Annotated in this window: 23 protein-coding genes and 1 pseudogene; 14 read left to right on the top strand and 10 right to left on the bottom strand. The window is 59.0% G+C overall.

The features are described 5' to 3' along the window. The first annotated feature begins 274 nt into the window (after positions 1-274). The 6 genes from SS05631_RS30835 to SS05631_RS30810 all read left to right on the top strand — a co-directional run bounded on the left by SS05631_RS30835 (position 275) and on the right by SS05631_RS30810 (position 6414). A complete protein-coding gene (locus SS05631_RS30835) occupies positions 275-502 on the top strand; it encodes an excalibur calcium-binding domain-containing protein (RefSeq protein WP_037424924.1) in 228 nt (75 codons plus the stop codon). Positions 503-707: 205 nt separating this feature from the next. Next, positions 708-1472 (top strand): thermonuclease family protein, encoded by a 765-nt coding sequence (locus SS05631_RS30830; protein ID WP_172900212.1) that lies wholly within the window; start codon positions 708-710, stop codon positions 1470-1472. A gap of 68 nt (positions 1473-1540) precedes the next feature. Beyond that, a complete protein-coding gene (locus SS05631_RS30825; protein WP_037424928.1) occupies positions 1541-2992 on the top strand; it encodes a DMT family transporter in 1452 nt (483 codons plus the stop codon). Continuing rightward, complete coding sequence (locus SS05631_RS30820) at positions 2973-3788, top strand: hypothetical protein (RefSeq protein WP_037424931.1); 816 nt, start codon at positions 2973-2975, stop codon at positions 3786-3788. The genes SS05631_RS30825 and SS05631_RS30820 overlap by 20 nt, the downstream gene beginning before the upstream one ends. Beyond that, the gene (locus SS05631_RS30815) at positions 3728-5335 is read left to right on the top strand and encodes a methyl-accepting chemotaxis protein (protein WP_245369193.1); all 1608 of its coding nucleotides are present in this window, start codon (positions 3728-3730) and stop codon (positions 5333-5335) included. Before SS05631_RS30820 ends, SS05631_RS30815 begins: the two co-directional genes overlap by 61 nt. Further along, a complete protein-coding gene (locus SS05631_RS30810) occupies positions 5332-6414 on the top strand; it encodes an OmpA family protein (protein ID WP_037424936.1) in 1083 nt (360 codons plus the stop codon). Before SS05631_RS30815 ends, SS05631_RS30810 begins: the two co-directional genes overlap by 4 nt. Positions 6415-6727: 313 nt before the next feature. On the opposite strand, the gene SS05631_RS30805 is transcribed toward SS05631_RS30810, so the two are convergent. From SS05631_RS30805 to SS05631_RS30785, 4 genes are all read right to left on the bottom strand, one after another. After that, entirely contained in the window at positions 6728-6976 is a 249-nt protein-coding gene (locus SS05631_RS30805) for a hypothetical protein (protein ID WP_245369194.1), read from the bottom strand. Between the two features lie 74 nt (positions 6977-7050). Then, a complete protein-coding gene (locus SS05631_RS30800; protein ID WP_037424939.1) occupies positions 7051-7437 on the bottom strand; it encodes a hypothetical protein in 387 nt (128 codons plus the stop codon). Positions 7438-7473: 36 nt separating this feature from the next. Then, positions 7474-8439 (bottom strand): zincin-like metallopeptidase domain-containing protein, encoded by a 966-nt coding sequence (locus SS05631_RS30795; protein WP_050988355.1) that lies wholly within the window; start codon positions 8437-8439, stop codon positions 7474-7476. 381 nt (positions 8440-8820) lie between these two features. After that, positions 8821-9003 (bottom strand): hypothetical protein, encoded by a 183-nt coding sequence (locus SS05631_RS30785; RefSeq protein WP_037424942.1) that lies wholly within the window; start codon positions 9001-9003, stop codon positions 8821-8823. A 945-nt stretch (positions 9004-9948) separates the two neighbouring features. Here SS05631_RS30785 and SS05631_RS30780 point away from each other — a divergent pair. Continuing rightward, on the top strand, positions 9949-10266 hold the full coding sequence (locus tag SS05631_RS30780) for a DUF736 family protein (protein ID WP_037424945.1): 318 nt from the start codon (positions 9949-9951) through the stop codon (positions 10264-10266). A gap of 511 nt (positions 10267-10777) precedes the next feature. On the opposite strand, the pseudogene SS05631_RS30775 reads toward SS05631_RS30780, so the two are convergent. Further along, positions 10778-11276 (bottom strand): annotated as a pseudogene (locus tag SS05631_RS30775) (hypothetical protein). A gap of 221 nt (positions 11277-11497) precedes the next feature. Between SS05631_RS30775 and SS05631_RS30770 the strand changes: the two are divergent. Then, on the top strand, positions 11498-12874 hold the full coding sequence (locus SS05631_RS30770) for a hypothetical protein (protein WP_037424947.1): 1377 nt from the start codon (positions 11498-11500) through the stop codon (positions 12872-12874). A gap of 163 nt (positions 12875-13037) precedes the next feature. Here the strand turns inward: SS05631_RS30770 and SS05631_RS30765 are convergent, their stop codons facing one another. From SS05631_RS30765 to SS05631_RS30750, 4 genes are all read right to left on the bottom strand, one after another. Continuing rightward, positions 13038-14471, bottom strand: coding sequence for a UvrD-helicase domain-containing protein (locus SS05631_RS30765; RefSeq protein WP_037424950.1), 1434 nt, complete (start codon positions 14469-14471; stop codon positions 13038-13040). Then, complete coding sequence (locus SS05631_RS30760; RefSeq protein WP_037424952.1) at positions 14464-16194, bottom strand: ATP-binding protein; 1731 nt, start codon at positions 16192-16194, stop codon at positions 14464-14466. The genes SS05631_RS30765 and SS05631_RS30760 overlap by 8 nt, the downstream gene beginning before the upstream one ends. Positions 16195-16328: 134 nt before the next feature. Beyond that, a complete protein-coding gene (locus tag SS05631_RS30755; RefSeq protein WP_157213211.1) occupies positions 16329-18140 on the bottom strand; it encodes a hypothetical protein in 1812 nt (603 codons plus the stop codon). Positions 18141-18679: 539 nt separating this feature from the next. After that, entirely contained in the window at positions 18680-20578 is a 1899-nt protein-coding gene (locus SS05631_RS30750) for a ParB/RepB/Spo0J family partition protein (protein WP_050988357.1), read from the bottom strand. Between the two features lie 561 nt (positions 20579-21139). On the opposite strand from SS05631_RS30750, the gene SS05631_RS30745 reads away from it, so the two are divergent. From SS05631_RS30745 to SS05631_RS30730, 4 genes are all read left to right on the top strand, one after another. After that, complete coding sequence (locus SS05631_RS30745) at positions 21140-21571, top strand: helix-turn-helix transcriptional regulator (RefSeq protein ID WP_037424956.1); 432 nt, start codon at positions 21140-21142, stop codon at positions 21569-21571. Positions 21572-21614: 43 nt separating this feature from the next. Then, a complete protein-coding gene (locus SS05631_RS30740) occupies positions 21615-21917 on the top strand; it encodes a hypothetical protein (protein ID WP_037424958.1) in 303 nt (100 codons plus the stop codon). A gap of 167 nt (positions 21918-22084) precedes the next feature. Then, on the top strand, positions 22085-22288 hold the full coding sequence (locus SS05631_RS32465) for a hypothetical protein (RefSeq protein ID WP_037424961.1): 204 nt from the start codon (positions 22085-22087) through the stop codon (positions 22286-22288). A 70-nt stretch (positions 22289-22358) separates the two neighbouring features. Continuing rightward, positions 22359-22532 carry a DUF3606 domain-containing protein gene (locus SS05631_RS30730; RefSeq protein ID WP_083854283.1) on the top strand — a complete coding sequence of 58 codons (174 nt, stop codon included), beginning with the start codon at positions 22359-22361 and terminating at the stop codon, positions 22530-22532. Between the two features lie 4 nt (positions 22533-22536). Here SS05631_RS30730 and SS05631_RS30725 read toward each other — a convergent pair whose 3' ends face one another. Further along, complete coding sequence (locus tag SS05631_RS30725) at positions 22537-23268, bottom strand: DUF2726 domain-containing protein (protein WP_037424963.1); 732 nt, start codon at positions 23266-23268, stop codon at positions 22537-22539. 118 nt (positions 23269-23386) lie between these two features. Here SS05631_RS30725 and ligD point away from each other — a divergent pair, with 118 nt between their 5' ends. After that, the gene (gene ligD / locus SS05631_RS30720; RefSeq protein WP_050988358.1) at positions 23387-24379 is read left to right on the top strand and encodes a non-homologous end-joining DNA ligase; all 993 of its coding nucleotides are present in this window, start codon (positions 23387-23389) and stop codon (positions 24377-24379) included. Between the two features lie 28 nt (positions 24380-24407). Next, positions 24408-24650, top strand: coding sequence for a hypothetical protein (locus SS05631_RS30715; RefSeq protein WP_050988359.1), 243 nt, complete (start codon positions 24408-24410; stop codon positions 24648-24650). Positions 24651-24697: the final 47 nt, after the last annotated feature.

Here is a 24697-nt window from a genome sequence, read left to right as displayed (position 1 = left end):
AGGCCTTGAAACCATTCTGGCGATATTACGCGTGAATTCAGACAACTGCCGCTATTATCTGTGATTCCCCCGAGTCGGCAATAAGTTTTTCGTTAACAAGAAGTTAATGCACCGCTAGCGGTAGGGCCGAGCTCCCCGCGAAATTCCTCACCTCGAAATCCGGCGATGCGACCCTAACGGGCTAAGCCATCTGGTCGAATATACGCGAAGTAGCAGGTTGTCTAAACCGGGCTCTAACGCAAAGCACCAGCACCTCGATTTCCGGATCAATCGAATGAAAGGGACCCTGCTTACCGCTGCGGCCATCCTCAGCTTCCTCGTCGGCGAGCTGCCGGCAATGGCCCAGACGAATGATGACGGCCAGACCGCGTCCGAAGGCGGCGAAGTCTACCATGCGAACTGCTCCGCCGCACGCGCGGCTGGTGCAGCGCCTATTCATGCGGGAGAGCCGGGCTACCGCCGCAAGCTCGACCGCGATAGCGATGGTATCGCATGCGAATGACTACACGGCGGCCGAGGCACTGAGTGAGAAAACACCTTTGGGAAGGCCAGGCCGATGGAAAGATATTCAATGCGAGTTCGAAGATTAAGCGCGATGCTGACGGCTATTGCCGTGATCGGCGCAACCACCGCCTCCTGGAGCCAGGACAGAAGGCCCAGGTTCCCGAATAAGGCCTCAGCGGCTCCGTCAAGATCTTACGTGCGACATGCCGCCAAAGGACTCGGGAGCGACAGAACTTGAATGGTTACGCGATTGCAACCATAGATCATTTGATCTAGCCTCATCGCGGGTTTCGGGGGCAATTTTGAGAGTTCATACAGCATTTCTAGCGATCTTCGTGTCGCTGTTTAGTTCCGCATTCGCCGGTTCAGCCGTTCACGTCGTCGACGGAGATACACTTGATTTGAACGGTGTTCGGTACCGCCTTCATGGAATAGACGCTCCTGAAGCTGGACAAGCTTGCGCGGGCAGTGACGGCAGGAATTGGAACTGCGGACAGGAAGCCATCCGCTACATGGAAGAGATCACGGATGGCAAATCGGTCGAATGCGACGATCGTGGTCAGGACGGTTATGGCCGGACGATCTCCGTTTGCACGGCTGAGGGCGTCGAGATCAACGCGCTAATGATCGAGACGGGCATGGCGTGGGCGTTCCGGAAATACTCGCTGGACTACGCCGATCTGGAAGACGCGGCGCGCGAACATCGCGCCGGGATCTGGCAGGCTCCGACCGAGACCGCGTGGGATTTCAGGGCGCACAAGTGGGAGGCCTCTCTCTCGGACGTTCCGGATCGAACATGCCCCATAAAGGGAAATATCAACCGCAAGAACGAGCACATCTACCATGTGCCGTGGTCAAAGGACTATGCGAAGACGAAGATCGATCTCGCGCGCGGAGAACGATGGTTCTGCTCCGAAGACGAGGCCATCGCCGCAGGGTGGCGCGCTCCCTTGTGGGGGAGCAGGTGACGCGCCCTTCCGGGCGACTTGCCGCACATTCCACCTACCAGCATCAACTCATCGGCTTGTGAATCGACATGGCTAAACGCTTCGAAGCATTGAACCGCCTCATCGACAGTGTGCGTGAATCAAGTCACGACTTTCGGATCACGACGGATCCCTTCCCGCCTTTGGATCCCGAGAAGCTGGCGAAAACCTTGGAACTCGCCAAGAAGGGCGCGGAAAACGGCGAGGTGGACAAGCCGGCCCAGTCCTCGAAGGCTCTCGACGACGTCGAAAAGGCCATTGTCAATCGGGTGGAGACGGAGCGAGACGACTCCTACCAGATCCTGGAGGATCAGCTTCACACCTACGCCACGAGGATGAGGAACCTCGACTTCGATGGTCACTTCGGTCGCATCCGTCAGGCCAATATCTCGAGCCTGACCGATTTCAAGGCGGATGTTGCCGGAGGGCGGGACGAACTGTTCGGCCTTCGTAGAAGCCTCAGAGAGGCGGACGAGGAACTCGCCAATTTCAGGAAGGACAACGGTCTGAAGCGTGTGGCCCAGACAAAATCGGAAATGGCCACCATCATCAAGTGGCTGGTGATCGTCGTCCTGCTGATCGGCGAAACCATCGTCAACGGCATCTATCTCGCACAGGGAAGCGATCAGGGCCTCGTCGGCGGCGTCGGTCTGGCGCTAGGCTTCGCCGTCGCCAACGTGTGCGGCACGGTCCTGCTGGCGTGGATCCTCGTTCCGAACATCATCCATCGGTCGCTGTTCCGGAAGCTGTGGGGACTGATCGGGATTCTTCTGTGGCTCTGTCTTGCGATCGGCCTCAATCTCGCGATGGCCCACTATCGAGAGGCGTCCGCGGATACGGCGACACAAATCGGAGCGGCGGTTATGACGCGCCTGAGGACGGATCCGCTGTTCCTGCGGGACATCGACTCGTGGATCCTCTTCGGAACCGGCTTCATCTTCTCGGCCGTCGCACTCTTCGACGTGTTGAGCATCCGAGACATCTACCCCGGCTATGGCGGCGTGCATACCCGCTACGTCAAGGCCCGCGACAACTACGTCCATCACAAGCTGGATCTGATCGACCAGTTGAAGGAAATCCGCGACGACCACAACACCAAGGTCGAGACGATCATCCGCGATCTGACGATAAGGCGGCGGGAATGTGCGTCGATAATCGAGAACCGGGCAAGGATCGCAAGGCTGTTCAACGACCAGCAGGATCGCCTTGAGGAGTGCGCGAGAAAGCTTCTAGCCGTCTATCGCGAGGCGAACAGGCAGGCGAGGACGAAGCCGGAGCCGAAATACTTTGCCATGCAATACAAGCTGGAGCGGAGAAAGCCGGTCATCGACACAGGAGACGACTGGAACGACAAGGAGCTGGCCGAGCGGATCAAGGCGGCCGAAGACGAGTTGGCAGAGCAGATGCGGCAGATCGGGCAGGAATTCGAGAACGCCGTGACGGCCTACCACCAGCTCGACAATCTGTTCCCGGAGACCATCAATGTCCAGACGACGGCGTAAGAGGCAGAGCGACGTGTCCGTTGGAGCGGTCCTTGGGGCCGTGCTCCTCGTCCTGATCATCATCGGAGCGGCGGGAGGGTTCCTCTACCTCCGAGAGAGGGCCAAGCAGGTCGCGACGCTGGACGCCGAGTCGTGCCCGGAGGACGGCCCGACGTCGGTCACAGCCGTTCTCCTCGACATCACGGATCCGATAGCCGACATCACCAAGGTCGATCTCAAGCGTCAGTTTCAGAAGACCGTGGCGGACGTCGAAAAGGGCGGTCTAATCGAGGTCTATGCTCTGACTGACGAAGAGGGGACCTTGCGCCGTACCTACAGGGGATGCAACCCCGGCGACGGCGACAGTGCGGACGAGCTGATCTCCAATAAGAAGCGTATTCAGGAGCGTTGGGAAAAGGCGTTCAACAAGCCGCTCAAGGAGATCGAGGATCAGATCGGCGAGGGATCCGAAGGGAAGCAGTCTCCCATCATGGCTGGAATCCAGCGCATCGTCATAGAAAGCCTCTCGGACGGCAAGCTGGAAGACAAGGCCAAGACGCTCATCGTCGCGTCCGACATGATCGAGCACACGTCCGCCTTTTCCATCTACAAGTCGGGCACCGACTACGCCGCATTCGAAAAGACCGCAGCGAGAGACAAGTTCCGCACTCCTCTGGACGGCATCGGGGTCAAGGTGCTCGCTTTCCAGAGAGACAATACGAAGTCTCTGCAGGAATTGCCCGAGTTCTGGCTGCAGTGGGTGACCAGGAACCATGGCGATTGGATTGGTTTCGAGCAACTGGCAGGGCTGAAGTGATGCGGACTGATATAAGGCATTTCATCCGGACGAACGGCCCCATCGTTGTGTTTGTGACCATGACGCTGGTCGGCTCCTTGATCATATGGTTCGGCAAGCTCTACGGCGTGGACACCGTGACCATCACTTTGATCCCGCTGGCGATGATGGTGAGCTACTTCGTTATATCGTTCGCCGCGGATGGTCTCCGCCTTCACAACGAGCAGGCGGGCGACAATCTCTACTACATGGGGTTCCTCTTCACTCTCACGAGCCTCGGCGTGTCTCTCTATCAGTTCACCGGCCAGGCCTCGATCGAGGACGTGGTCAGGAACTTCGGGGTCGCGATCTCCTCGACGATCGTCGGCATCTCGCTGCGCATCCTCTTTAACCAGATGCGTCGCGATCCGGTCGACATCGAAAGGGCGGTTCGGTACGACCTTGCCGATATGACACGCCGCGTGCGCACCGAACTGGACACCTCCGCAATGGAGTTCTCCAACTATCGTCGGACCAGCCACCAAATGCTTGTGGAAGGCTTCGAAGAGATCGCCCGCCAGGCGGAGCAAAGCGGTGCAGCGGTACGCGCGTCTATCGAGGCCATGTCTTTACAGGCTACGAAGTCGATCCAGGAAGCGTCTGAGCGTCTCACGTCGATATTGGACTCCACGCAAGATCAAATCATTGCTTATGCGGCAAGTAATGCCCTGACCGTTTCCGAAATGAGCGACAAGCTCAAAGCGTCCGTCGAACGGGTCGAAGATCGGACGAACAGGTTGGCGGAAGCTGTCGACGGAGTGATCGACAAGTTTAGGACCTCCAGGTCTCCGGAAGAGATCCTCAAGATTGAAGTCTCACCGGTGATGGAAGCATTGCAGACCTTGGTCGCGGATCACACCAAAGCTATCGACGAGAACGCTGCCACGACCAAGGAAACGGTCAAGAAGGTGCTGACGAGCCTTACGCCGTTCAAGCAAACGAACGCGACGCTCACGGCTCTCACTGCGAAGCTCGAAGGGACAAACGCGGCTTCCGAGCAATTCACGCAAGCCATTGCAGCCATGCTCGGGAGATGGGACGCAATTGCGGCGGCGACCGAGACTGGCAACGACGCTGTTTCAGCACTGGTAGGGCGGGTCGATGGCATCATCGCCGAGACGAAGGGCGCGACAGAGGCCCACCTCAAGAACGCGGAAAAGCTGTCGGACGTGGTCTCCTCCGTGAACACGAACACAGCAAGCGTGAAGGCGATGGCGGACAACCTGTCTACCGTCTCCAGCACGGCCGGCGAACACGCGAAGCGATTGGCAGAGCTCATGGATGCGGTCGAACGCGCGGCTGCCGCTGCTGACAAGACAGCCGGCGCGATGGACACGATGTCCGCTCGCTTGGCGGAGGAGCGGTCGCAGATACGCCTTCCGGGCTTTTCTGCAACGCCAGTGGGCGAAGCCCTGCCAAGCTCCTCCACCGCCACAATCGTTCACGGTGCAAACGGAGGCGAAGCGGTCCATACCGAGCAGATCTCCGAGGAGGACAAGCCGAAGAAGGGCGGCTGGTTTAGCCGATGAGCGCCGCCGACACAGCGACAAAGGTAGAACACAAGGGCTACAACAGAGGGCTCATTCTCGGGTTCACAATGGCAGAATCCATGCTTCTGCTGGTATTCTGCCTCCTCCTTGTCACCGGGGCAATCATCGCCAACGAACGGCTCAAGGCGAACAATGCGTTGAAGCAGGTCGAGAAGCTCGAGGCGGATCTGAAAGAGAAGAAAAAGGAGAACGACGATCTGAAGACCAGGATGGCCGCGCTCTCCGGACAGCTCAACCTGGTGGACAAGCGCAAGTTGGAGGAAGAGTGGCGGGAGCTGGTCGTCGCGCGAGATGCTGTCAAGGCGCTGAAGGAGCAGGGCGTCGACAAGGACCACATCGACGAGCTCGTGAAGAGTGTCGCGGTGTTGATGCAGAGATCGATGGACGTCTCGGATCCGGAGAAGCTCAAGAAGAGGATCGACGAGCTGCTGGTCGCCGAGAACTCCCTGAAGGATCAGCAGAAGCTCGAGGAGCAGCTTAAGAGCGCCCAGGCCGAGAGCAAAGACCTCAAAGCCATTCTTGCCAGCCTTAAAAGCGAACTCGAGAAGACCAAGAAGACTTCGAAGCCACACGAGTGGCCCCCGATCATCAGCCTGAGCGAAGCCAGCGGCTACTACTTCCGGTCGGGGAGCGCGGAGCTGACGGACAAGTTCACCGCCGATCTCAACGGATCGATATCGACGCAGATCGCCGACAACCTCAAACGATACGGAGTCGACATAGTCGAGGTGATCGGGCACACGGACGAGCAGCCGCTATCGCGCCCCAGCTCCAACATGGACAAGCTCGCCATTGGCGTCGTATCGGCGAAGACGCCGGTCACCGAACTAGTGCCGGCCGACAATGCCGGTCTCGGACTTGCCAGAGCAATTTCCGTTGCGAACATCCTACGCGGCAACGGCGCGCTGGAGGGTGTGACGATCCTTCCGCTGTCGGCGGCCCAGCTCGTAATGCCAGGGGACAAGCTTACCACCGGACAAGCGGGCAACGTGGAGAGCCGTCGACGGATTGAAATCAGAATTCGCCGAAGAGACAATGCGGCCCCAATGGGGGAATAGATGCGGTCGCATCGTTAACTTGTCTTTTGCTCCTGTCATTCGTCAATCATTGACGGCGGTGCGCCGTCCTGACACGTTTGCCGCGCCGAATGGCCTTGACAGCGAGTGGCATTTCGCCAGTCGCCTAGGCGGGGGACAGTGTCACATGCACTGAGAGCAAGGTGTCTGATATCTCGCCGGCGCCGATAGACCAGCGTTTTTCAGCGGGAAACCAACGCGATCCCTTTAAAGTTGGCGGGAGGGGAGTTTGAGGGGCAGGGTTCGGGTGCCCCTCACAAATGGTCGGTCGATCCGGCCGTGGGCGCTTCGGCCGTCAATCAGATTCCGCAAACTCCCGGCACCAGGTGCGGACAATGGACTCGAAATCGCCCTTGTAGCCGAGGGTGTCCGGATAGCTGTGCACCCGGGCCACCATGCCGAATACTATCACCATGTCGGCGGCGATCTCCTGATCCACATTCCAGAGATGGGTCAGATCGAACCCGCCGCAGTCATCGGCATTCGACCATGCCAGCAAGAAATCCGCTACGCGCCGGCTCTGACCGGTATCGTAGGTCGCGATCTAGATAAGGCGTTCCAGCGCGGCTTGCTCGATCTCGTTCATGACTACTCCCTCTTTGCCTAGATGTGACATGTTTACTCCTCCCGCTCAATGTATTCGGGATCAAGACCGAAAGCGTCGAGCGCATCGGCAAGCGCGTCCTGAACGTCTTCCCAATCGACTTGCGCAAATCCGCGCAAATAGGCGCGGATGAGCTTTCGGCACGCGCGCGCGGCCTTCATCGGATCGGGCTCGACGTCGAGCGGATCGGCAGGCAGATCGAACATAGAGCGCGGCCAGTCGGCGAGGCGGTAGGCCTCAAGCCACGACAAGCCGTGCGACACGCAAAGCGGTTGCAGGATCGCCCCTGCCGTTCCGTCGATCCATGCACGATTCAACCGCTCCTTCCATCCCTCGCCGTGTTTCAGCGCAAATGCGGTGAGCGCTGCGTGCTGATCGGTCGTCAGGCGCTTGGTTTCCATAGATTTCGACCTCCTTGGCGGAAAACGCCGCGCCGCTCACGCGGCGCGGCGCTCCTCGATCTCTTCGGCGGCTTCGTCGTCACCTGCTGCCGCCTTCGGCTGCAGGCTATGCAGGTACGCAACAGCGCGCTCGGCGTGGGATGCCGCCTGAAAAATGGCGCGCTTATCGCCGTTTAAGACGGTCAACCAACTGGCAATATAAGCGGCGTGATCGTCGCGCGGCTCGATCGCAAGACCAAGATCAGCGGCTAAAAAAACGCTCCCTAATTCAGCACATAATTCTTCTCGCGAGTATCCTTCATCGCCCCAAACCTTGCGCCCGAAATCGCGGTTGAGCCGCGACGGGTGCCGAGTCCAATGGACACATTCATGCCCGAGAGTGGTCGCGTGCGCCTCGGCAGACACGAAGGCCGAAAAGGGCGGCATTCCGATGAAATCGGCATCGATTCGGTAGAAGGCGGAATTTCCACCTTCGCGGATATCCGCGCCAAGGTTGGCAAAGAAGGCATCGACATGGGGAATGCGTTCCTTCCGCTCCGAGCCTTCCGGCGCAGTCGCCTTCACATAAAAATGCTCTGGCAAGCCGTCGATCTGATCGGCGCAAAAGACGCTGTATCCCTTCATGAAGGGAATGCGCTTTTCGATCTCCTCGCCTTCCTCGGTCGTCTCGGTGCGCTCGATGGCGTTGGCGTAGACCACAAGGGCCGATTTCTCGCCCTTGCGGACCTGCCCGCCAAGCTCCTGTGCCTGCTTGTAGGTCATCCAATAGGGCGACAGGTAGCCTCGTTCGCTCGCCTCCATCCACAAAAGAACGGTGTTGATCCCGCGATAAGGCACACCGTTGTGCCGCAGCGGGCGCACTGGCGTTCCGCAAGCGCCCCAAGGCTGCATCCATGGGCGGGTTCCCTGCTCAAGCTGTTCAACAATGCGCTTCGTGATGCGCTCGTAAACATCGGCGCGAGGTGTCTCTGTGGTGTTCGTCGTCTTGGGCTGTTTGCGCATGGTGCTATCTCCTTTTCCCGCGGAACGTGGTCTTCCTGTCCCCGATGGGGCAGGAGCCCCGCTCCTGCTCCCGAGCAGTCGGCGATCCGACCCGGAGAGAGGGGGGCAACAGGCAAAACCGGAGGGGGATCACCCGCCCGAAGGGACAGGAACTGAGGATCCGCGCGCGGTGCGCGCAGATCCTCGAGCCTGGTCCTGCACAAGCGAGAGCGCGGAAGGACGGGGAGACCGGTTTTGCCTGTTGCGGGGGAGAGACCGGCGGCCGATCTTTCCCCCCCGAGGAGGAGACAAAGGTGCGAGCCGGATTAAGGCTCGCTGCATTGGCGGCCGACGGCCGCGTGAATAGCCAAGGCCGCTCGAGCGACCTTGGCGATGACCGCATTAGCGGCTCTGGTCCCGATTCCATTCCGTCTTGACCGTCAGGTCTGCCTCGAAAACGAACGGCAGCTTCACCGCGATCTTCAGGGCGACGCTACCGCGCCGGAAGAAGTGACTGACGATCTTCCCGAGGAAAGTGCGGAGGCTGCGGCCGGTGGCTTGGAAGAAGCTGATGGCTTGGTTCATGGTGGAGCTCCTGTGATCTGCGTTATTGCGGAGTTACGCGGCGGGCCGGACAGGGGCTTGCACCCGCAGGGGCGCAGCGGAGCACCTTGTGGGGGAAAAATTTTGTTTCGCGAGGAAGCGCCGAAGGCGCGGGGAAAATATTTGGCCGACAAGGTTGCTGACCCTTGGCCGGCCTGTAGTCTGCGCAGCAATGAATAACGCTGATTTCAGGAGCGACATGGAGCACGGCCGCTTCCAAACCACCGGCCGCAACCGGTGTTCGCGCGCGGCAGGATCGGGACATCTGCCGGTCGATCGCCGGGATTTTCGGTGAAACTGCCGTTCGTCTTCGATGCAGCGATGTTTGATGGAATCGGGACCGGCGCGGCTCGCGCCGCTGTCTAAAGACAGCGCGGCCCTGCCACGACCATTTTTCGCGTCTGTCCGATCTTACCCGAATGGGCCGAAACAGGCTTGTCGAGCGGCCTGCCGGAGCAGGCTCAATATCGTCGCGTGTGCGCGGCGGTCTTGACCGTTGTGTAGGCCAGGCGGTCGGCACGGCTGGTTCGGTGAGCTGGTCCGACACGACCGGAGTAGAGCTGCGGTACCAACGGCAGACGTTCTAGCTATGCGTAGATGCAAGGCATCGTTTCGTTACAATCAGAGGTAACGACGGGAAAGGAATGTTATACCCTTACCGTGGGCCGAACCTGTAGTTCATCGGCCTGCCAAGAGCACAGGAAATACTCCGCTCTCTTTGGATTGCCTGGCGAGCGGAATCTAGGACCGAACGGACATGCGCCAACGCCTGCACCGACGATTTTCCCCGCGCCTACGGCGCTTCCTCGCGAGGCAAAATCGCCGGTTTTCGGCGTCCTCCACCGTGTTCCGGCCCAGTCGGGTGACGCAAGTCCTTTGTTCGTTCCCGTGTTTCCGCATCGGCAACCCAAAAGAGGAGTAATTCCGATGGCAGACCTCGTGAACTTCATCAAGATCGACGGCGACAAGATAACGGGCAACATCGCCTCACTGTCCTACGATCTCGATGTGACTGGCGAAGCGATCGCCAGCGACAACCCGAAAGCCCCGGTCTTCCGGCTTTTTGGCAAGACGCCGCGCGGCCGCCGGATCGAAATCGGCGGCATCTGGAAGAAGAAGAACCAGAACGGCGGCGACTACTACACGCTCTCGGTCAACACCGGCTTTGCCAAGCTGAACGCGAACCTCGGCCGGTATCCGGGCCAGGACGACGAAAGTCTCCTGGCGGTCATCCCCCGGGACTGATGCGAAGGGCGGCGCGACAGCGCCGCCCGCCTTCGGCCGGGCCGCCTCGCCCGAAGAAACCTCTTGCGCTGGCGCCCCGAAATTGATTCGATTCTGCTCCATGAAGTGAAATCAATCCGAGAGGATATGTCTGAATGATGTTTCCGCGACTGCTATTAGGTGCTGCTGCCCTTTTGGCCTCCCATGCAGCAACGTCGCGTCTGCGCGAACTCATGCAGACGCCCGGCCTTTTATTTCATCCGCAAGGGCGCGATCGCTATGGTCGGATCCTCGTCAGCGTCAGGACCCTGCCGGCGACGATATCGCGGCTATGATGGTCGTAAGCGGTTATGGCCGGCCTTATGCCGGCGGGTATCATGATCCGTATGAATGGTGCGGCTGACGGCTCGTGCGACGAGCGGCGAGATTTGATGCATTGCTGCCCTTTAGTAACCTTCAGGCAACGGCCGTACCGGGTGGACCTTTGCCCTTCACCTCGACTGCCGGAATGGCATGATCGCGGACGAAGCCGTCATTCGCCTGGAAGCAGATCACCCCACCTTATCCCTGAGGAAAGGCTTCGCCGTTTTGGGAAGCTTCGAGCGATCGACCATCCGGGATGAGACCTCAAAGTCCGCGTTGATCTTCACGACGAGCAGCTTGCTGAAGTTACCTGATACCTTCACGACAACCTCGTCCTTGGACTTGAACGGGGTGATGGTCTTGATCTCGATGTGATCGTTGCCAAGCCTACCATCAGAACCCTGCGCATAATTCTTGTTCAGCTTTATTCGGTAGGTGATGGCGCCGAAGAGTTCCCCAATGTCGCCGTACACATTGAGATGACGACCTGTCTCAAGGTGGTAGCTTTCCGCCAGCGACAAGAGATCCTGAAAATACGAAATCAAAGATCTGATCGCATTAGGATACTTTGCTCGCCACTCCTGGTATCGGAGCTGTTCTTCCACGTCGGACCGGGAAACCCACTCGCCATCGTCATAGAAGGCCCCACCCCAGATATCATCTTCCATTTCGCACCTCTTGGAAGCCCGAACTATATCGGAAGCCGATCTGCAAGATGCGATCAAGTGAGAGCGCAGGGCTCAATCGAGCCGTTCGGTGCACGTGTCGGGGATGACGGAAATGGGTGGAGCGGGCAATCGCCCCCGACAAAGTCCCGCGCCAGGTCCTGCAAGTGAATCGCCGTCGGCGGAGTTCGTAACTATCTTGGCTCTCAACAGAAGGAGATCGCATGGCCCGACACGACCTGTCCCGCGAGGAATTGTTTGCCTTGGTTTGGGAGAAGCCGACCCAAGAGGTGGCCAAAGAGCTTGGCGTATCGGATGTTGCGGTCGGCAAGCTCTGCGCGCGCCTGCAGGTTCCGAAGCCACCGCGCGGATACTGGGCGAAAGTGGAGGCAGGCCAAATCTTACGTCGTCCACCGCTGGGTGCTTTCCGTGAGGAAATAGAACGTCGCCGCCGGGAATCGGTTCGGGCCAGATCAGCGGAATTACTGTCGAAACTGCAGCAACAGTTCTTTCGAGCGGCGCTCTCCGACTTGCAAGATCGCGGCATCGATGTGAGCGGAGCCGAGCTCGGAGGGGGCCGGCTCCCCCAGGTAAGTCCTGATGTTGCCGCACAGGTCCTGCTGGCAATTCAAGACCGTGGGCATGAGTGGGTTAAGGCGGGGAAGGTCGCCGCGACTTGGGCGCATCCAGCACAGAATAGCCTGGTAGGCCTTGTCGGCAGGCTGTTGCCGCTGGCCCGGCCACAGCTATTGGTGTTTGAGAACGCATACAAGAAAAGCTGGTCCACTGCAGATGGTCCAGTCGTCTTCGTGCGCCTGACTTCAAACCTCCAGGAGCGGATCGCTGCTCTTGTCCGCTTCGTCCGCGACCAAAGGCTCCAGCACGTGGTCATGCCGCTCATGGCGACCGATCATGCCTGGTCTGTTCGTCACGTCTTCACGCCTGAGTCGCGTCTCTTTCTTGACAGCACTCTTTGCGTTTCGGCAACAGAGCTGTGGGTGGAATACACCCGTAAGGCTTGGCGCGATGAAGATCCGCCGGAGCGCTATGTGACCGGCAGGCTGGCACTGAAAGAGATCATGCCGATTGACCATCTGCCTGAGCGTGAGGTGTCGTTTTCACCGACTATCACGAGGGCGTCAGTAGCGCCCTATCGCGAGCGGCTTCTTGCTTTTCTCGAGGCGGAGCGGGTGAACGAGATGATGCTCAACGCTGCCTACGCAATCGAACGAGAAGTTCCCAACGAGACGCTGGCCATCGCGGATCGGCTATGGTTCGGGGAAAAGCGCCCATTTTCATCCGCGCGTGAGGCGTGGCGCCAGATCGAGGGGGAATTGGAGCGCTGGGAAGGAGCGCTCGAAAGCGAACGCTCCATGTTAGCGCAGGCGATTCTTGGGATCGAGGAGGGAGACATCGTGACAGTCGAACAACACGGCGGCCTTCTGCGGCTTTCGGTAACAGGGGTCACTCTCTATGCCAGCGACGATCATGTCACCTTCGCAGTAAACGGCATGCGATTTCGAAAGGATGGCACGGTTGGCAAACTGCAGGATTCGATCAGCTTGCAATTCGAGCGCGAGGCTTTGAAAAGGCGCGAGTAGCGCCAGATTGGATTCAAGCGGTGACGGGCAATTTGGCCGTCCCAGGCGTCGCAGAAGGGTGGTGAGTGGAAGTTCGCGCATGCACCGTGTGCATCCTCAATGCGCCAAAAGTGGACTACTACCCGGCCAGGAAGTTGTCGAGGAAGGAACGTTGCCGATACGTCTATCCGATCAAAGGACTCGCGGAGCAAACAACCAGCTTTCGAGAACCTCTCGTGATCGCGACGTAGAGGTTTTTCATGTTGCGGATTGGCATCCTGTCGAACTCCGCCGCGTTCAGGATCACAGCCACGTCCGCTTCCAAGCCCTTCAGCAGCAGCGGGCTTCCGACAGCCCTCGGAGGAACGCGCCGTCCGATGATGCGGCTCTGCTCGCGGATACGCAAAGCAGCATCAAGAAACGAGCCAGGGGTGCCGGGCGTGCAAGCTCGGAGAGCCTGAATACAGGTGCGCAGAATTTCAGGGCGGAAAGTGCGGGCCCCAGGGTTGCCCTCGAGCGTCATGAACAGCTTGACGAGGTCTTCCGCCGAACCGGTCTTCCTGTAATCGCTTGCTGCCACTTCCGCAGCCGTGGCTTCCTTGCGCCCGGCTCCGCGCTCCAGCACCGCCACCCTTCGTATCAAATCGGTCCTGTCCACATTCGTCATCACCTCCGATGCGAACTCCAACACCGTCTCCAGATCCCCCGGCGGATCCAGATTGATACTTGCAGCGAAATCGATCACGTCCGTAAGGTCGACGTTCTCGACGGTGACGGCTCCGGGCGTCTGCCTTGCGATTTGGCGCTGCAGGTCTCTTTGCACACCCGCCGCCATGATCAGAACTTCGCCGCCGCGTTGAGGCGACTTTACCAAGCATGCACGCCGCTGCTTCTCGTCATCGTCGACACCGTCCAGTGCCACCCATTCCACTTCCGGTGGAGCGTCGCGGAGGTCAATCTGGTTCCCCGCCATCAACGTGCGTCGCCCTTCCAGAAGCCATCGTCCAAACCCCTCGGCATCCGCGCGGATCCACCTCCAGGGCGTCGATAACTCGCCAACCGATGCGAACGTCGAGCAAACGTCATCTTCCCAGTCAGGGTGCGCACCCTGCCAACTGAAGATTTCCTGCATTGGGTCGCCAAGGACTACGGTCGGGAGTACTGTGGACAAGTGACAGACCATCTGGTGCTGCTCCGGACCACAATCCTGATATTCGTCGACTATGAGCCGACTGTAGCTCGCGTCCAGAATATCATCTATGTGCCTGCCGCCAAGTAGCGATGCCGCGGCCCGCTTGATCGCTGGATAGTCGTCGCGAGGTTTCGCAAGCTCGAGATGCTCGAGATCTATGCCGGAGCGAGCCGGAAAGGTCTTTAGAGTTCTGAGCGCCCAGCCGTCCAGAGTTGCCAGCCGATAAGAGGACGATCGAACCCCAGCCCGCTCCAGCCGGGACCGCAGCGCAGCTACGCCAGCATTGGTGTGGGTGAGGACGAGGGTCGGTTTCCTCTCCAAATGCCGGGCCAACGAATCCGCTATGAGTTGCGTCTTTCCGCAGCCTGCGGGCGCGGTGACGGAGCCGCAGCGGATATCAAGGAGGTCGATCTGTTCCTCAGTCACTGATGCACCACTTTCTCAGAGCCACAACGACCGCTTTGAATTCCTTGTCACTGCCATCGAGATGCGGGATCACGACGTCACGGCCGATCTCCTCCATCGCCCCGACAGACTTGAACCAGGCCTTCTTTCCTTCCTTGTTGCCGCCGGCCGCACATCCCAAGGCGCTTCTGGTCTCATGGCTCAATGCGCCGTCTTTCAACTCCTCACGAACCCTTTCCAGCGTGACGGCGTTGTTTGAATGGCTTCTGAGCTGACTGTCGATCTCATTTTCCGACCGATCCTCCAGCGCCCTTTCCAGCAAGTGCTCGACGGCCTCCGCGGGCAAGCTCCCGAAGAGCTCTACTTCGAGCTTGTTCCCTTTGCGCCACTTGAATATGTCGCCGCCTTCGAGCTCGAAGACCCCTTCTTCTCCCACAGGCGGTCGAACGTCGTCGTCACGGAACGTCGCTACGCGATAACCCATGGACTGGAAGGCGTTCGCGCGGGGCATGATGTTGTTGCAGCCGTTGGCGCTTACCAGGCAGGTTCCTGCAGCATACATCGAACGCTTTCCCGCCTCGACACGGTTCTGGTCGATCCCACGCAGCAGCCCCACCTCGCTTGCTCCCTCGCACACAAGCACGGATCGTGCGAGAAAGGCTTCCGGATAGAGCCGCAGGGTTCCCTGTAGATCCGGGTATTCTCCGACCCAAAGGACTTCGTGTCGGCCGCCGGATTTCCTCAGGATCGAGAGCTGGTCCACCGACAATTCCCGGACAGCGACGGGCGAATGGCTTGTCAGGAAGACCTGCAGCGGCGGATCCTTCTTTTTCGCGCCTAAGTTATCCACGAAGCGAATGATGCGATGAGGTTCGAGGCCGTGTTCGAGTTCATCGACGAGCAGGATCGCGGATTCGGACGCGTTCTTTTGCTGAAGGCCCGATATCATCAGCCGTGTCGAACCGATCCCGAGACGCCTGAGCGGAACGCCCGTCTCGTTGTGCAGAGAAATCGTTCCGGCAGTCACAGATACTGAGTGGGCTTCGAGTTCGGCCTTGGCGTGAGCACCAACATCGATCCCAAGATCACCTGCCACCTCGGTCACGATCGCAAGGGCCTTGCCGAGCTTCTTCTCCGCGTCGATGCCGAATGACTTCCTTGCGGTGCGTGCTGCTTCGAGGAGGGCCGTAGACGCATCTGCCGTCTCGTCGGAGAGGCGGTTGAGGATCGAACCCCGTCTCCACGAAAGATTATAGTCGGACAATGCACCGATACGGACTGGCGCGAGATTGACGCGGTCGGACCAGGACAGGTTCCTCGTCTGACCCGCAGCCTGCGCGCGCTCGGAGACAAGCGACCATACGGGTTCGAGGTCGCTCTCAACACGCATGTTTAGCGACAGGACCGTCTCAAGGCCGCTGCCCGGTTCGTCCTCCAAGTGCTTCTTTCCGTGATCGTAGCCTCTGAGATAGAGCCCGTAGCCGTCGATCGACTTCAGTTCCGGACCGAGGTCTCCGAGCGTGAGGGTGATGCTTATGGCGTTATCGACAACCAGCCCACAGAAATCGGCATCGGTGAACTGTACCGTTCTCCGTGCTCCGAGGCAGAGGTCGATCGCGTCAAGGATCGTGGACTTCCCACTGTCTCCTGGACCGATCAGGCAGTTGACCCCGGGTCTCGGGTGCCATTTCAGGCTTTTTATGCCGCGGAAGTTTTCGATCTCGATCGTACGGATAGTAGCCATTCACCCGCCTTGGGAATCACCAACACGCGGTACAGTAGTCCACGGCACCACCAGATGCGCAACTGTAAGACGTGACCGACGCGATACCGCATAGCGCCGCTCCGTTCGAGTTTCTCGCAGGCTAAACCTGAAGTTCAAAACTTGGCTCCCGAGTCACCAGGCCTAGCGACGCACCGTTCTGAGCAGAACCCGCATTCGTCACATATCAGGCGGCCGCAGGTACGGCAGTTGGCATGCTTTCCGAATGACAACGGGAAATTGTCGCAACGAAAGCCACTTTTTGATCGGCCGCCGCAGTAGGTGTAGATGGTCAGTCTTTCCCCGAGATCGGTCTTTCCCAAGAGCATGTATGGACTTGGGGCATCGAAGTGGCAGAAGGTCATACCCGATGAAGCAATTTGTTCGCCACACTGCTCAAGCATACTCAATAAATCTTTGATTGAGTTCGTGGGATCGTATAGGCACCCGGCATCGCCGCCGGGGCAATCGACATAGATCTCATACTCATCGCCAATCTTAAGTTGGCGCGATCCGCTGAGAACCAAACCGGAATAAGGTACCGTTATAGTGCGCGGCCAATCCGTGAAATCCTCGATGGAGATCATCCTCCGGAGGAAACGAATGACGGCGGCCCCATCCTTGCCTTGAGCAACGGAGTTTATGAACTCCGATATGGAAAAGAGCGCGATCGTGAGCTTGCGATACGAAGACCTCGACACAGCGAGGGCGAATCGATCGACCAGTCCCCTTTGGGATTCGCTCAGCGCTGGGTAAACGTCGCACTCCCGATGTCGTCCGCAAGCAATCGCCAGCGACATGATCGTTTCCGGCTTACGAGCAAGGATGACGGCCCATTCATACAGCACTTCGTAATCAGGTGTATATTCGGCTAGCTCGAAGGCCCAAGCGGGGATATATCCCGTTTCGAAATGGACGGTTACAGGGAAGAGCCGGTCCGGGAGAGCATTCACAGCGTCCGTAGCATCCACGACATCGCGCCTCGTAACAAGTCCAAGCAGCGTCTGTCGAATTCCTTTCTCATACCGTGGACCGTTGGCATCGGATAAGACTCCCGCGATCGCAACATCCATTTCATCTACAGATTTGAATTTATCGAAATAGTTATGCCGTCGTCTGTTACTGCTGAAGACTGTCGCATTCTTTACGTCGATCAAGGTGTCAGCCTCTATGTCGTGTGTCTTCCAGCGCGAGTCTTGACCGCCAAGCTGAAGAATCGACACATCATTAGCCTTCACGCTCAACTGCTTCTCGTAGAACTCCGCGACAAACTTTTCGGCCATTCTCGCGTAGATGTATCGCTTAAATCTCGACAGAGTCTTTGAATATTCAGAACTTAAGTCACTTCTGGTGAGTTTCTGCTCATTGTCGTTGGCCCAAAGATTAATCAGTTTGATATCAGCATCGTTTAGGCGATCAGTGGCTCGGTTTTCTCGCCTTCTGATGGAAGAATAAGTCTTTCCTCGGGCAACTGACCTTTCCTCAAAGCTACTCAAGGCGTCCCACTTCAATCTTGGCCTTTCATGTCGATATGGCACTGTGCAGAATCTGGATTCGTTAGAAATGGAATCCGACAAAGCACCATAGAATGGCGGATCAACATTGTCTCTTTTCGGCATGAATTCTTGAACGAGCCTCAAAGCATAATTGAGCAAAACGTGATCATTCGTTTCGCGATAACCTTTTAGCGTATTCAGACTTAGCAGGCTTACCCGAAGTAAGCGCTGGGTCTTAAGGTTTGCCCCGATGATGCGTGGCTTGCCTCCAGCGCGTAATCGCACCAGTTCCTCTGTTCTTACAATTATTGCGTCACCAGCAGAGGAGAACAGAAGTTCATAGCTTTCGTTAACTTTGGTAACAAAGCTACCTATCAGTTTACGGCTCGTTAACGAAAGGGTGTTTGACAGTAAGTCGTGAATATCTTGCATGATAACTATCAATAGGGAAATTAAACCCCACAAAAGCCCGTAAATCGGGTTTGAAAGCCCTATTCCGTTCTTCTATCGGGGCGTCACCGCCCCGAATTTGTGCCGGCATTACACATTAATCAAGCCTAGATCGCGGTAGCGGGCCAACCCTTCGCGAAGTAGCATGGCGGGTGTGGCTATCCCTCAAATGATGGGTTGGAACGGGTCCGAGCGGTTCGGCCAAGCATCCCGGGGCGCTAGGCACAATCAGGCAGACATGGGTCTGCTTTGGGCCAGCACTGGAAATTCCGGTCGGTATCGACGAGCGGCAGCACTGGGTCGAAAGTTTGGATTGCGCGAACAGGCACTTGAGGTCTGCTGCGCGGCGTCAAGGGTCGTTCCCCCAATCGGCTTAGGGTAGCAAAATCGCCCTCTCCCGCAAACAGCCCCATTTCAGGAGCGAACGCGCCAGCGCCCGGGCAGGCTCGATGCCTGGCCGGGCGCTTTGGGGCGAGTGGGGAAGCTGGCCGCGCCGGAGATAAGCGCGGCCAGTCAGCGACCTATTCAGCCGCTTCGGAACGGGCATGTTCCGTGCCGATCTCGACAGACGGAATGCGGATCGGTTCGGGAAGCCAGCCGGTGTTGGCTATCAGTCGTTCAGCAATGGCGACCGCCTCGGCCTTCTTACCGGCCGCGCGAACGGAGCTTGCGGCCTCCTCCCCTTTCACCTCGGAAATGACGGCCTCGATGCTTTTCTTCTTAATTTGCGAGAAATAGGCTTCGCTGGTCGGCTCGAACCATTTCTTCATATCGACATTCAAGGCGCGGCCAAGCTGGTTAGCGTGTTCGCGACCGGCCTTCCCATAATAGTCATGCGGCTTTTGCACCGCATTGACGCTGTTGGCTGCACCAAAAGCCAGAAGCACAAGCAATTCCTCGCGGCTGCAATTAAGGCACCATTCCCAAAGATCGGCGGAGTTGCCTGGGAGTTGATGGCCCCAATTCTCGCGCATGCTTTCCAGTTCGGCGAGCGCCTGATTGGCGTCCGGCTTCTTCATCGACGCCTCAAGGTGCTCACATGTGACCGAAATTTGAAGCGCGCTCTGCGTTCCGTAGCCATAGGCCGAGCCGAGTACACCCAACAGCATGACGTGAACCACGGCTGCCAGCGCGATATCGGGATTGTTCGCCAGTTCGATGCGCAACGCAGCGGTCTTCTGCGCCGTCAGGTCCTCTATCAGGGCCGCCGAATGGCTGATCCTCGGCTTGCCGACATCGGCTTCGCCGTCCTCGCCATCTTGCTTCACTCCTGCCGCTTTGCGCCGCGGATCGTCTTCCGGCCGGACAAGGCCGCGTTCGATGCGGACGGCGCCATTGTAGCCGAGCGTAACGATCGTGCCGCCGATCTCGTAGGCTTCCGGCTCGTAAGCCTCACCCCGATCGCGCAACGCATCGATGCGCTTGTCGAGTTCTTCAAGGCGCGCCTCGGCCTCGTCGTCGGCTGCATCAGCATTGATCTGTTCGGCAAGCTCGTCATATTCGGCGGTGAGCCTGTCCAGCTCGGCCTGATCTTCCTCGCTAAGATCGACCGGCTGCGGGTAGCGGCGTCCGTAGCCGTGCAGGGTCTCATGGGAAAGATCGGCTGTGATCTCCACCCACTTCCAGCCTTCCGCCCGGACCTTCTCTGCCTCGGCCTCAAGCTTTTCGGCCACAAGGCTATCGAGCTTCACGATATCGACTGCAAAGCCTCCGCCGTTGTCATCGAAAAGGTCGCGTTTCACGGCTCCGCCCGCTGCCTCATAGGCATCGAGACCACCAAGGAATTGCACCCGCTTGTCGCTTGCGCGAACCCCCTCCCCTGTCAGCGCGTGGCGAATATTTTGCGCATAGCGGTTATAAGACGGCAGATCGTTCCAAACCCGCTCCTGGGCCTCGTGATCGTCGGTAATCGTGAAGGCGGAAAGTTGGTCCAGTGTCATCTTCTCGGCGCGGTAAAGCTCCATGAGAACGGGAGAGACGCGGCCAAGGGCGAGACGCTTGCGCACCATGGTTTCGGTCGTGCCGAAGCGTGCGGCGATCTCGGCAATGGTCATGCCACCGTCGGCCATCTTGGTATAAGAAACGAGTTGGTCGGCCGCCGACATAGGTTCGCGCATGACGTTTTCGGCAAGGCTGACGGCCTCGGCATTGCTGCCCTCGCGCAGCTTGCACTGAATGGGGGCGTCCTTCGCGACGTCGCCGTTTTCGGCCAGATGGTTAAGAGCCGCCAAACGGCGCTGGCCGACAGTCACGAAATAGCGGCCCTTCTTGTCGCCCTTGCGCACAACAGGGTCTTGCAGAAGGCCCTCGGCCTTGATGTTGGCTGCAAGCTCAATGATGCCCTCGGCGCGGTAGCTCTTGCGCACGTTCTTGGGATCGACGTCCAGCTTGTTGAGGGGAACAATGATTGTTTCGGTCATGATGTGATCTCCGTTTTTCCTTTCCCTCGGAACGCGGTCTTCCTGTCCCGCAAGGGGCAGGAGCCCCGCTCCTGCTCCCGAGCAGTCGGCGATCCGACCGGGAGAGAGGGGGGCAATGGGGAAAACCGGAGGGGGATCACCCGCCCGAAGGGACAGGTGCCGAGGTTCCGCGCGCATGCGTGATCCGCGCACCTGGTCCTGCACAAGCTGAGCGCGGAAGGACGGGGAGACCGGTTTTCGCCATTGCTGGGGAGAGGGGGCAGCGCCTCCTTTCCCCTCTTCCAAGGAAAACAATGAGCATACCAGGCGAAGGCAGCGCAGCGGCCAGCGCCAGTTCGCGCACCGTTTGACCGGTAAAAAGGCAGCCGCAGGAGGTTTAGCATTAGCGCCGCCCGAAGGGCGGAAACCGGGACCGACTGCCTCCGGCAAGCGGTTCCGTTCCTCCTTATCTGACTTGACGTGCGGTCTGCTATTGCGGTTTATCGCAGCGCACGGGGGCGCTGAGACAGACACTAGCGGAGCCGCGATAGGCGGGATCGCTGAAACTACACGGAGAAGTGCATGCTGAATCCTAGCCCCGAAAAAACAAAGGGAAAGCCGGAACCGGTCGATATCCATGTCGGCCGTCGAATTCGGATGCGTCGGGTGTGGATGCAGGTCACACAGATGGCTCTTGCGGAGGCTATCGGAGTGACGTTTCAGCAGGTACAAAAATATGAGAAGGGCACCAATCGCGTAGGTGCAAGCCGCCTCCAGCAGATCGCGGACGCGCTGGATGTGCCAGTATCCTATTTCTTCGAAGATATGCCCGGGGCAACGGCAGATGACGCCGACCGCAGTGGTCAAAAGAACCTGCAACCAGAAATCATGGAGTTCGTGTCGAGCTCTGAAGGCTTGGCGCTCATTCGCGCTTTTAGCCGGATCGCGGATGAAAGGGTGCGGAGCCGGACCCTCGGCCTTGTGAAAGCGCTCGCCGAACAGGATCCGTCATAAAGCGCCGGTACCGAACCGCCCAGGCACACGCAAAGAACAGTCCATGAGTCTCACGACGAATTTCATTTCTGAGTTGATACGCGCGGCTAACGAGCCCGAGAGGCTGTCGCCATATGAAGTCAGCCGTCTTCTCGATCGATCGATCGATACGATACGCGACATGCGCGAGCAGACGGGAATCGCCGGCAGCCACGGCGCCAAAGACGTGCTGATAGACCTCCGAGTAGCGTCTGAGCGCGCCCGCGACCTTTCCGCCGCAGATATCAGAGATGCCCTCGTGGATGCCGCTGACGTCATCAGGACGTTGAAGATCGTGCTTGATGGGAAGGACGAGCTCGAGAGCTGATGGTGGCGGCCGCAATTGCGGGTGCCTTCGCGGGAGCAGCGCGGGTCTTCTGATAGACTTTACGGGATTTCTGTTCGGGCGGAGCGATACTGCTACCACCTGAGGAGCAAAGGTCGCTGCATAATCATGTAGTTGCGCGATGCGCCTTGGCCTGATCTTATCTCGGCATGGACACGAAACTTGCAGACTTGAAACTGAAGCCATCGCTCCTCACCGAGCTGAACCAGCTCGGATATGAGGTGACGGGAGATTTGCAACACCTGTCCGCAGCAGAGGCGCTGCGGATACCCGTAATGGGCGGACGGGACTGGCGCGTTATTGCCAAGGCATTGGGGCGAGACCCATATCCTAACCTGAAGAAGCGCCGATAATGTATGTGGGGTCTGGTGCGCCGCAAATGGTGCGGGGCTCCTATCCTTCTGCATGACGATGGAGGAGCAAATGGCAGACGATCCGAAAATGCAGGGACGGGACCGCAAGCTTGCATCCACGCAGGAACATGAGGTCGCCTATATCATGAAGGCTGCGGGCGTCACACGCCAGAAGGCGCTCGAGGCGATCCGCGAGGCAGGCCCGAGCCGTGAGAAGGTGATGCAATACCTCGGCAAGAAGTAGACACTCAGGACGGGCCGCTTGTCGGCTTGTCGACCAGCTTTTCGATCAGCCGCCTAAGCTCCGCCGGGGTCGTTTGTCCTGCGACGACCTCGTAATAGCCGATTCCGGCGCGTCGAAGCGCCTCTTTCTTGATGGCATCGCGCGCGGCCGCGGCGCCCTGATGGTGCGCCCCACCCTGGTACTCGATGGCGTGCCGAGGCTGGCAGCTGCCGTCCACCAGGAGCAAGTCGACCCGTTTTGAATTGATGCAGCTATGCGCGACCGGATCCTTGCTGCGGATGATTTCGCCCATCGAGACTTGAGCCATCACCTGCCATGCAGGATTGCAGCCAATCACGATGCGGTCGAGCTCTTTGAACACGCGCGCTTCGCTCTTGTTGAGGAGCGGCTGAATCGTGAAACTAGCGCCCATCACGATGCGCAACTGTTCGGCAGCATCGGGCTTTTTCGGCGGCTCCGGAACGAGTGCCGCAAGCCACGGCCCAGCGACAATGCTCGCCCCGCCACGTTTTTCCTGCCAGCGTGATTGATTCCTGGCCTGCCATGCCTGCCGCCGCATCGCCGCCAAGAGCTGCTCAACGGCCATCCCAACGATGACGCCGACGAGCAGAGCTGCGACCAGAAGCTCTGGCTTCTCGAAGTCGCTGATGGTCATGCCGCCAGAGACGACTACCGCGACCAATCCAACAACCAGCCAAGGCGCCGCGAAAAGCGCCGACTTCTGGCGATAATGCATGCCCCTCTCCGCCATCTTTGAGCGAAAATCGTAAGCGGGGGGCGCACATACGGAAAGCTACACAAAAGAATTAGCCCGACGTTTGCGCCGCCTCCGCGAAATTGTGCGTTAATGCGGCATGGCGAGAGCGTCATCAAAAAAGCCGCCCGACCAGCCGCCACCAGATCCTATGCCGGCGCGCATCGATCCGTGTGTGGCAATGCTCGTCGACAGACCACCCAAAGGGCCTCAATGGGTCTTTGAGGTAAAATGGGACGGATACCGCCTCGCGGTTCACGTGGAGCCCGGGAGGGTGCGCGTCATCACACGCGGCGGCTATGACTGGACGCGTCGCTTCGGCGCGATCGCGGCCGAAGCGCGTCAACTAGGGCATGAGTCCATGATCCTCGATGGTGAGGCGGTCGTGCTCGACGAGAGGGGCCGATCTGATTTCGGCGCATTGCAACGCGCGCTTGGCCGGAAACCGAGCCTGCATGATCCTCGCGAAATCCTCTTCTTCGCCTTCGATCTGCTCTATCTCGACGGGTACGACCTGCGGCGGCAGCCGCTCCGCGAGCGCCGACGGCTGCTCGAGCAGATCGTCGTCGGCCGCGAAGGTGTCATCAGATTGTCGGAAGAGGTCGAAGTTGACGGCGAAGAGTTCTACCGAATTGCCTGCGACCACGGCCTCGAGGGAATTATCGCCAAGCACCGGGACAAGTCCTATCACAGCGGCCGGGGGGAATGGTGGCGAAAGATCACCTGCAAGCGTCGCGACAGTTTCGTCATCGTCGGCTATGAGCCATCGACTGTGCCCCGCGCGATCGGCCGGCTCCTGCTTGCGGCCTTGCAAAAGGATCGGCTCGTCTACGTCGGCGGCTGCGGCACTGGTTGGAGCAACCAGGAATCCGTCAAGCTGCGTGAGCTGCTGGACACGATCAGGGAGGACAAGCCGCCAGTCGCGCTCCGGCGAAAGGGCGCTGTCTTCGTGCGGCCGCTGCTCGTCGCCGAAGTCGAATATCGCGCCTGGACGGAAGACGAAAAGCTGCGGCATCCTTCGTTCAAAGGCCTCCGAGAGCGGGCCGATCATGCAACGGTATTTTCCTTGGATCGCGAGCAGCCGTCCGGCTGAACGAGAATCCATGGTTCAGGGGGGAGTTGTGAAAATCACACGTCCGAAACGCCAGCCGACACACCCGGATCGACACCTCGACTGCGAGGAAGCGATCGAGGATTTGTTTCAGGCCGTTGCAGCCGCGGCGGAAGCCGCCGGCTGGACGCGGCATGAGACAGCCGCCGCCCTGATCAGTCTTGCTGAGAACCACGCGCTGGCGATCGAAGCAAATGACAAGACCGCGAAACTCTGCGCGCTTGCATTCGATGACGGCATCACGGTCCACTGAAAAAGGAACCCGTAAAGGCGAAAAGACCCCGAGCCGGGAGGAGGCGT

Origin of the sequence: Sinorhizobium sp. CCBAU 05631, from assembly GCF_002288505.1 — a bacterium.
GTDB lineage: Bacteria > Pseudomonadota > Alphaproteobacteria > Rhizobiales > Rhizobiaceae > Sinorhizobium > Sinorhizobium fredii_C.
Note: the sequence above shows the minus strand (reverse complement) of the source record. Positions and strands in the feature narration are given on the sequence as shown.

What these genes read in the sequence shown, in the direction of transcription:
- SS05631_RS30760 (WP_037424952.1), bottom strand. Translation starts at nt 16,194, where the DNA reads ATGGCTACTATCCGTACGATCGAGATCGAAAACTTCCGCGGCATAAAA.
- SS05631_RS30740 (WP_037424958.1), top strand. Translation starts at nt 21,615, where the DNA reads ATGAGTCTCACGACGAATTTCATTTCTGAGTTGATACGCGCGGCTAAC.
- ligD (WP_050988358.1), top strand. Translation starts at nt 23,387, where the DNA reads ATGGCGAGAGCGTCATCAAAAAAGCCGCCCGACCAGCCGCCACCAGAT.
- SS05631_RS32465 (WP_037424961.1), top strand. Translation starts at nt 22,085, where the DNA reads ATGGACACGAAACTTGCAGACTTGAAACTGAAGCCATCGCTCCTCACC.
- SS05631_RS30750 (WP_050988357.1), bottom strand. Translation starts at nt 20,578, where the DNA reads ATGACCGAAACAATCATTGTTCCCCTCAACAAGCTGGACGTCGATCCC.
- SS05631_RS30835 (WP_037424924.1), top strand. Translation starts at nt 275, where the DNA reads ATGAAAGGGACCCTGCTTACCGCTGCGGCCATCCTCAGCTTCCTCGTC.
- SS05631_RS30830 (WP_172900212.1), top strand. Translation starts at nt 708, where the DNA reads ATGCCGCCAAAGGACTCGGGAGCGACAGAACTTGAATGGTTACGCGAT.
- SS05631_RS30755 (WP_157213211.1), bottom strand. Translation starts at nt 18,140, where the DNA reads ATGCAAGATATTCACGACTTACTGTCAAACACCCTTTCGTTAACGAGC.
- SS05631_RS30820 (WP_037424931.1), top strand. Translation starts at nt 2,973, where the DNA reads ATGTCCAGACGACGGCGTAAGAGGCAGAGCGACGTGTCCGTTGGAGCG.
- SS05631_RS30770 (WP_037424947.1), top strand. Translation starts at nt 11,498, where the DNA reads ATGGCCCGACACGACCTGTCCCGCGAGGAATTGTTTGCCTTGGTTTGG.
- SS05631_RS30795 (WP_050988355.1), bottom strand. Translation starts at nt 8,439, where the DNA reads ATGCGCAAACAGCCCAAGACGACGAACACCACAGAGACACCTCGCGCC.
- SS05631_RS30825 (WP_037424928.1), top strand. Translation starts at nt 1,541, where the DNA reads ATGGCTAAACGCTTCGAAGCATTGAACCGCCTCATCGACAGTGTGCGT.
- SS05631_RS30800 (WP_037424939.1), bottom strand. Translation starts at nt 7,437, where the DNA reads ATGGAAACCAAGCGCCTGACGACCGATCAGCACGCAGCGCTCACCGCA.
- SS05631_RS30745 (WP_037424956.1), top strand. Translation starts at nt 21,140, where the DNA reads ATGCTGAATCCTAGCCCCGAAAAAACAAAGGGAAAGCCGGAACCGGTC.
- SS05631_RS30725 (WP_037424963.1), bottom strand. Translation starts at nt 23,268, where the DNA reads ATGCATTATCGCCAGAAGTCGGCGCTTTTCGCGGCGCCTTGGCTGGTT.
- SS05631_RS30780 (WP_037424945.1), top strand. Translation starts at nt 9,949, where the DNA reads ATGGCAGACCTCGTGAACTTCATCAAGATCGACGGCGACAAGATAACG.
- SS05631_RS30785 (WP_037424942.1), bottom strand. Translation starts at nt 9,003, where the DNA reads ATGAACCAAGCCATCAGCTTCTTCCAAGCCACCGGCCGCAGCCTCCGC.
- SS05631_RS30810 (WP_037424936.1), top strand. Translation starts at nt 5,332, where the DNA reads ATGAGCGCCGCCGACACAGCGACAAAGGTAGAACACAAGGGCTACAAC.
- SS05631_RS30730 (WP_083854283.1), top strand. Translation starts at nt 22,359, where the DNA reads ATGGCAGACGATCCGAAAATGCAGGGACGGGACCGCAAGCTTGCATCC.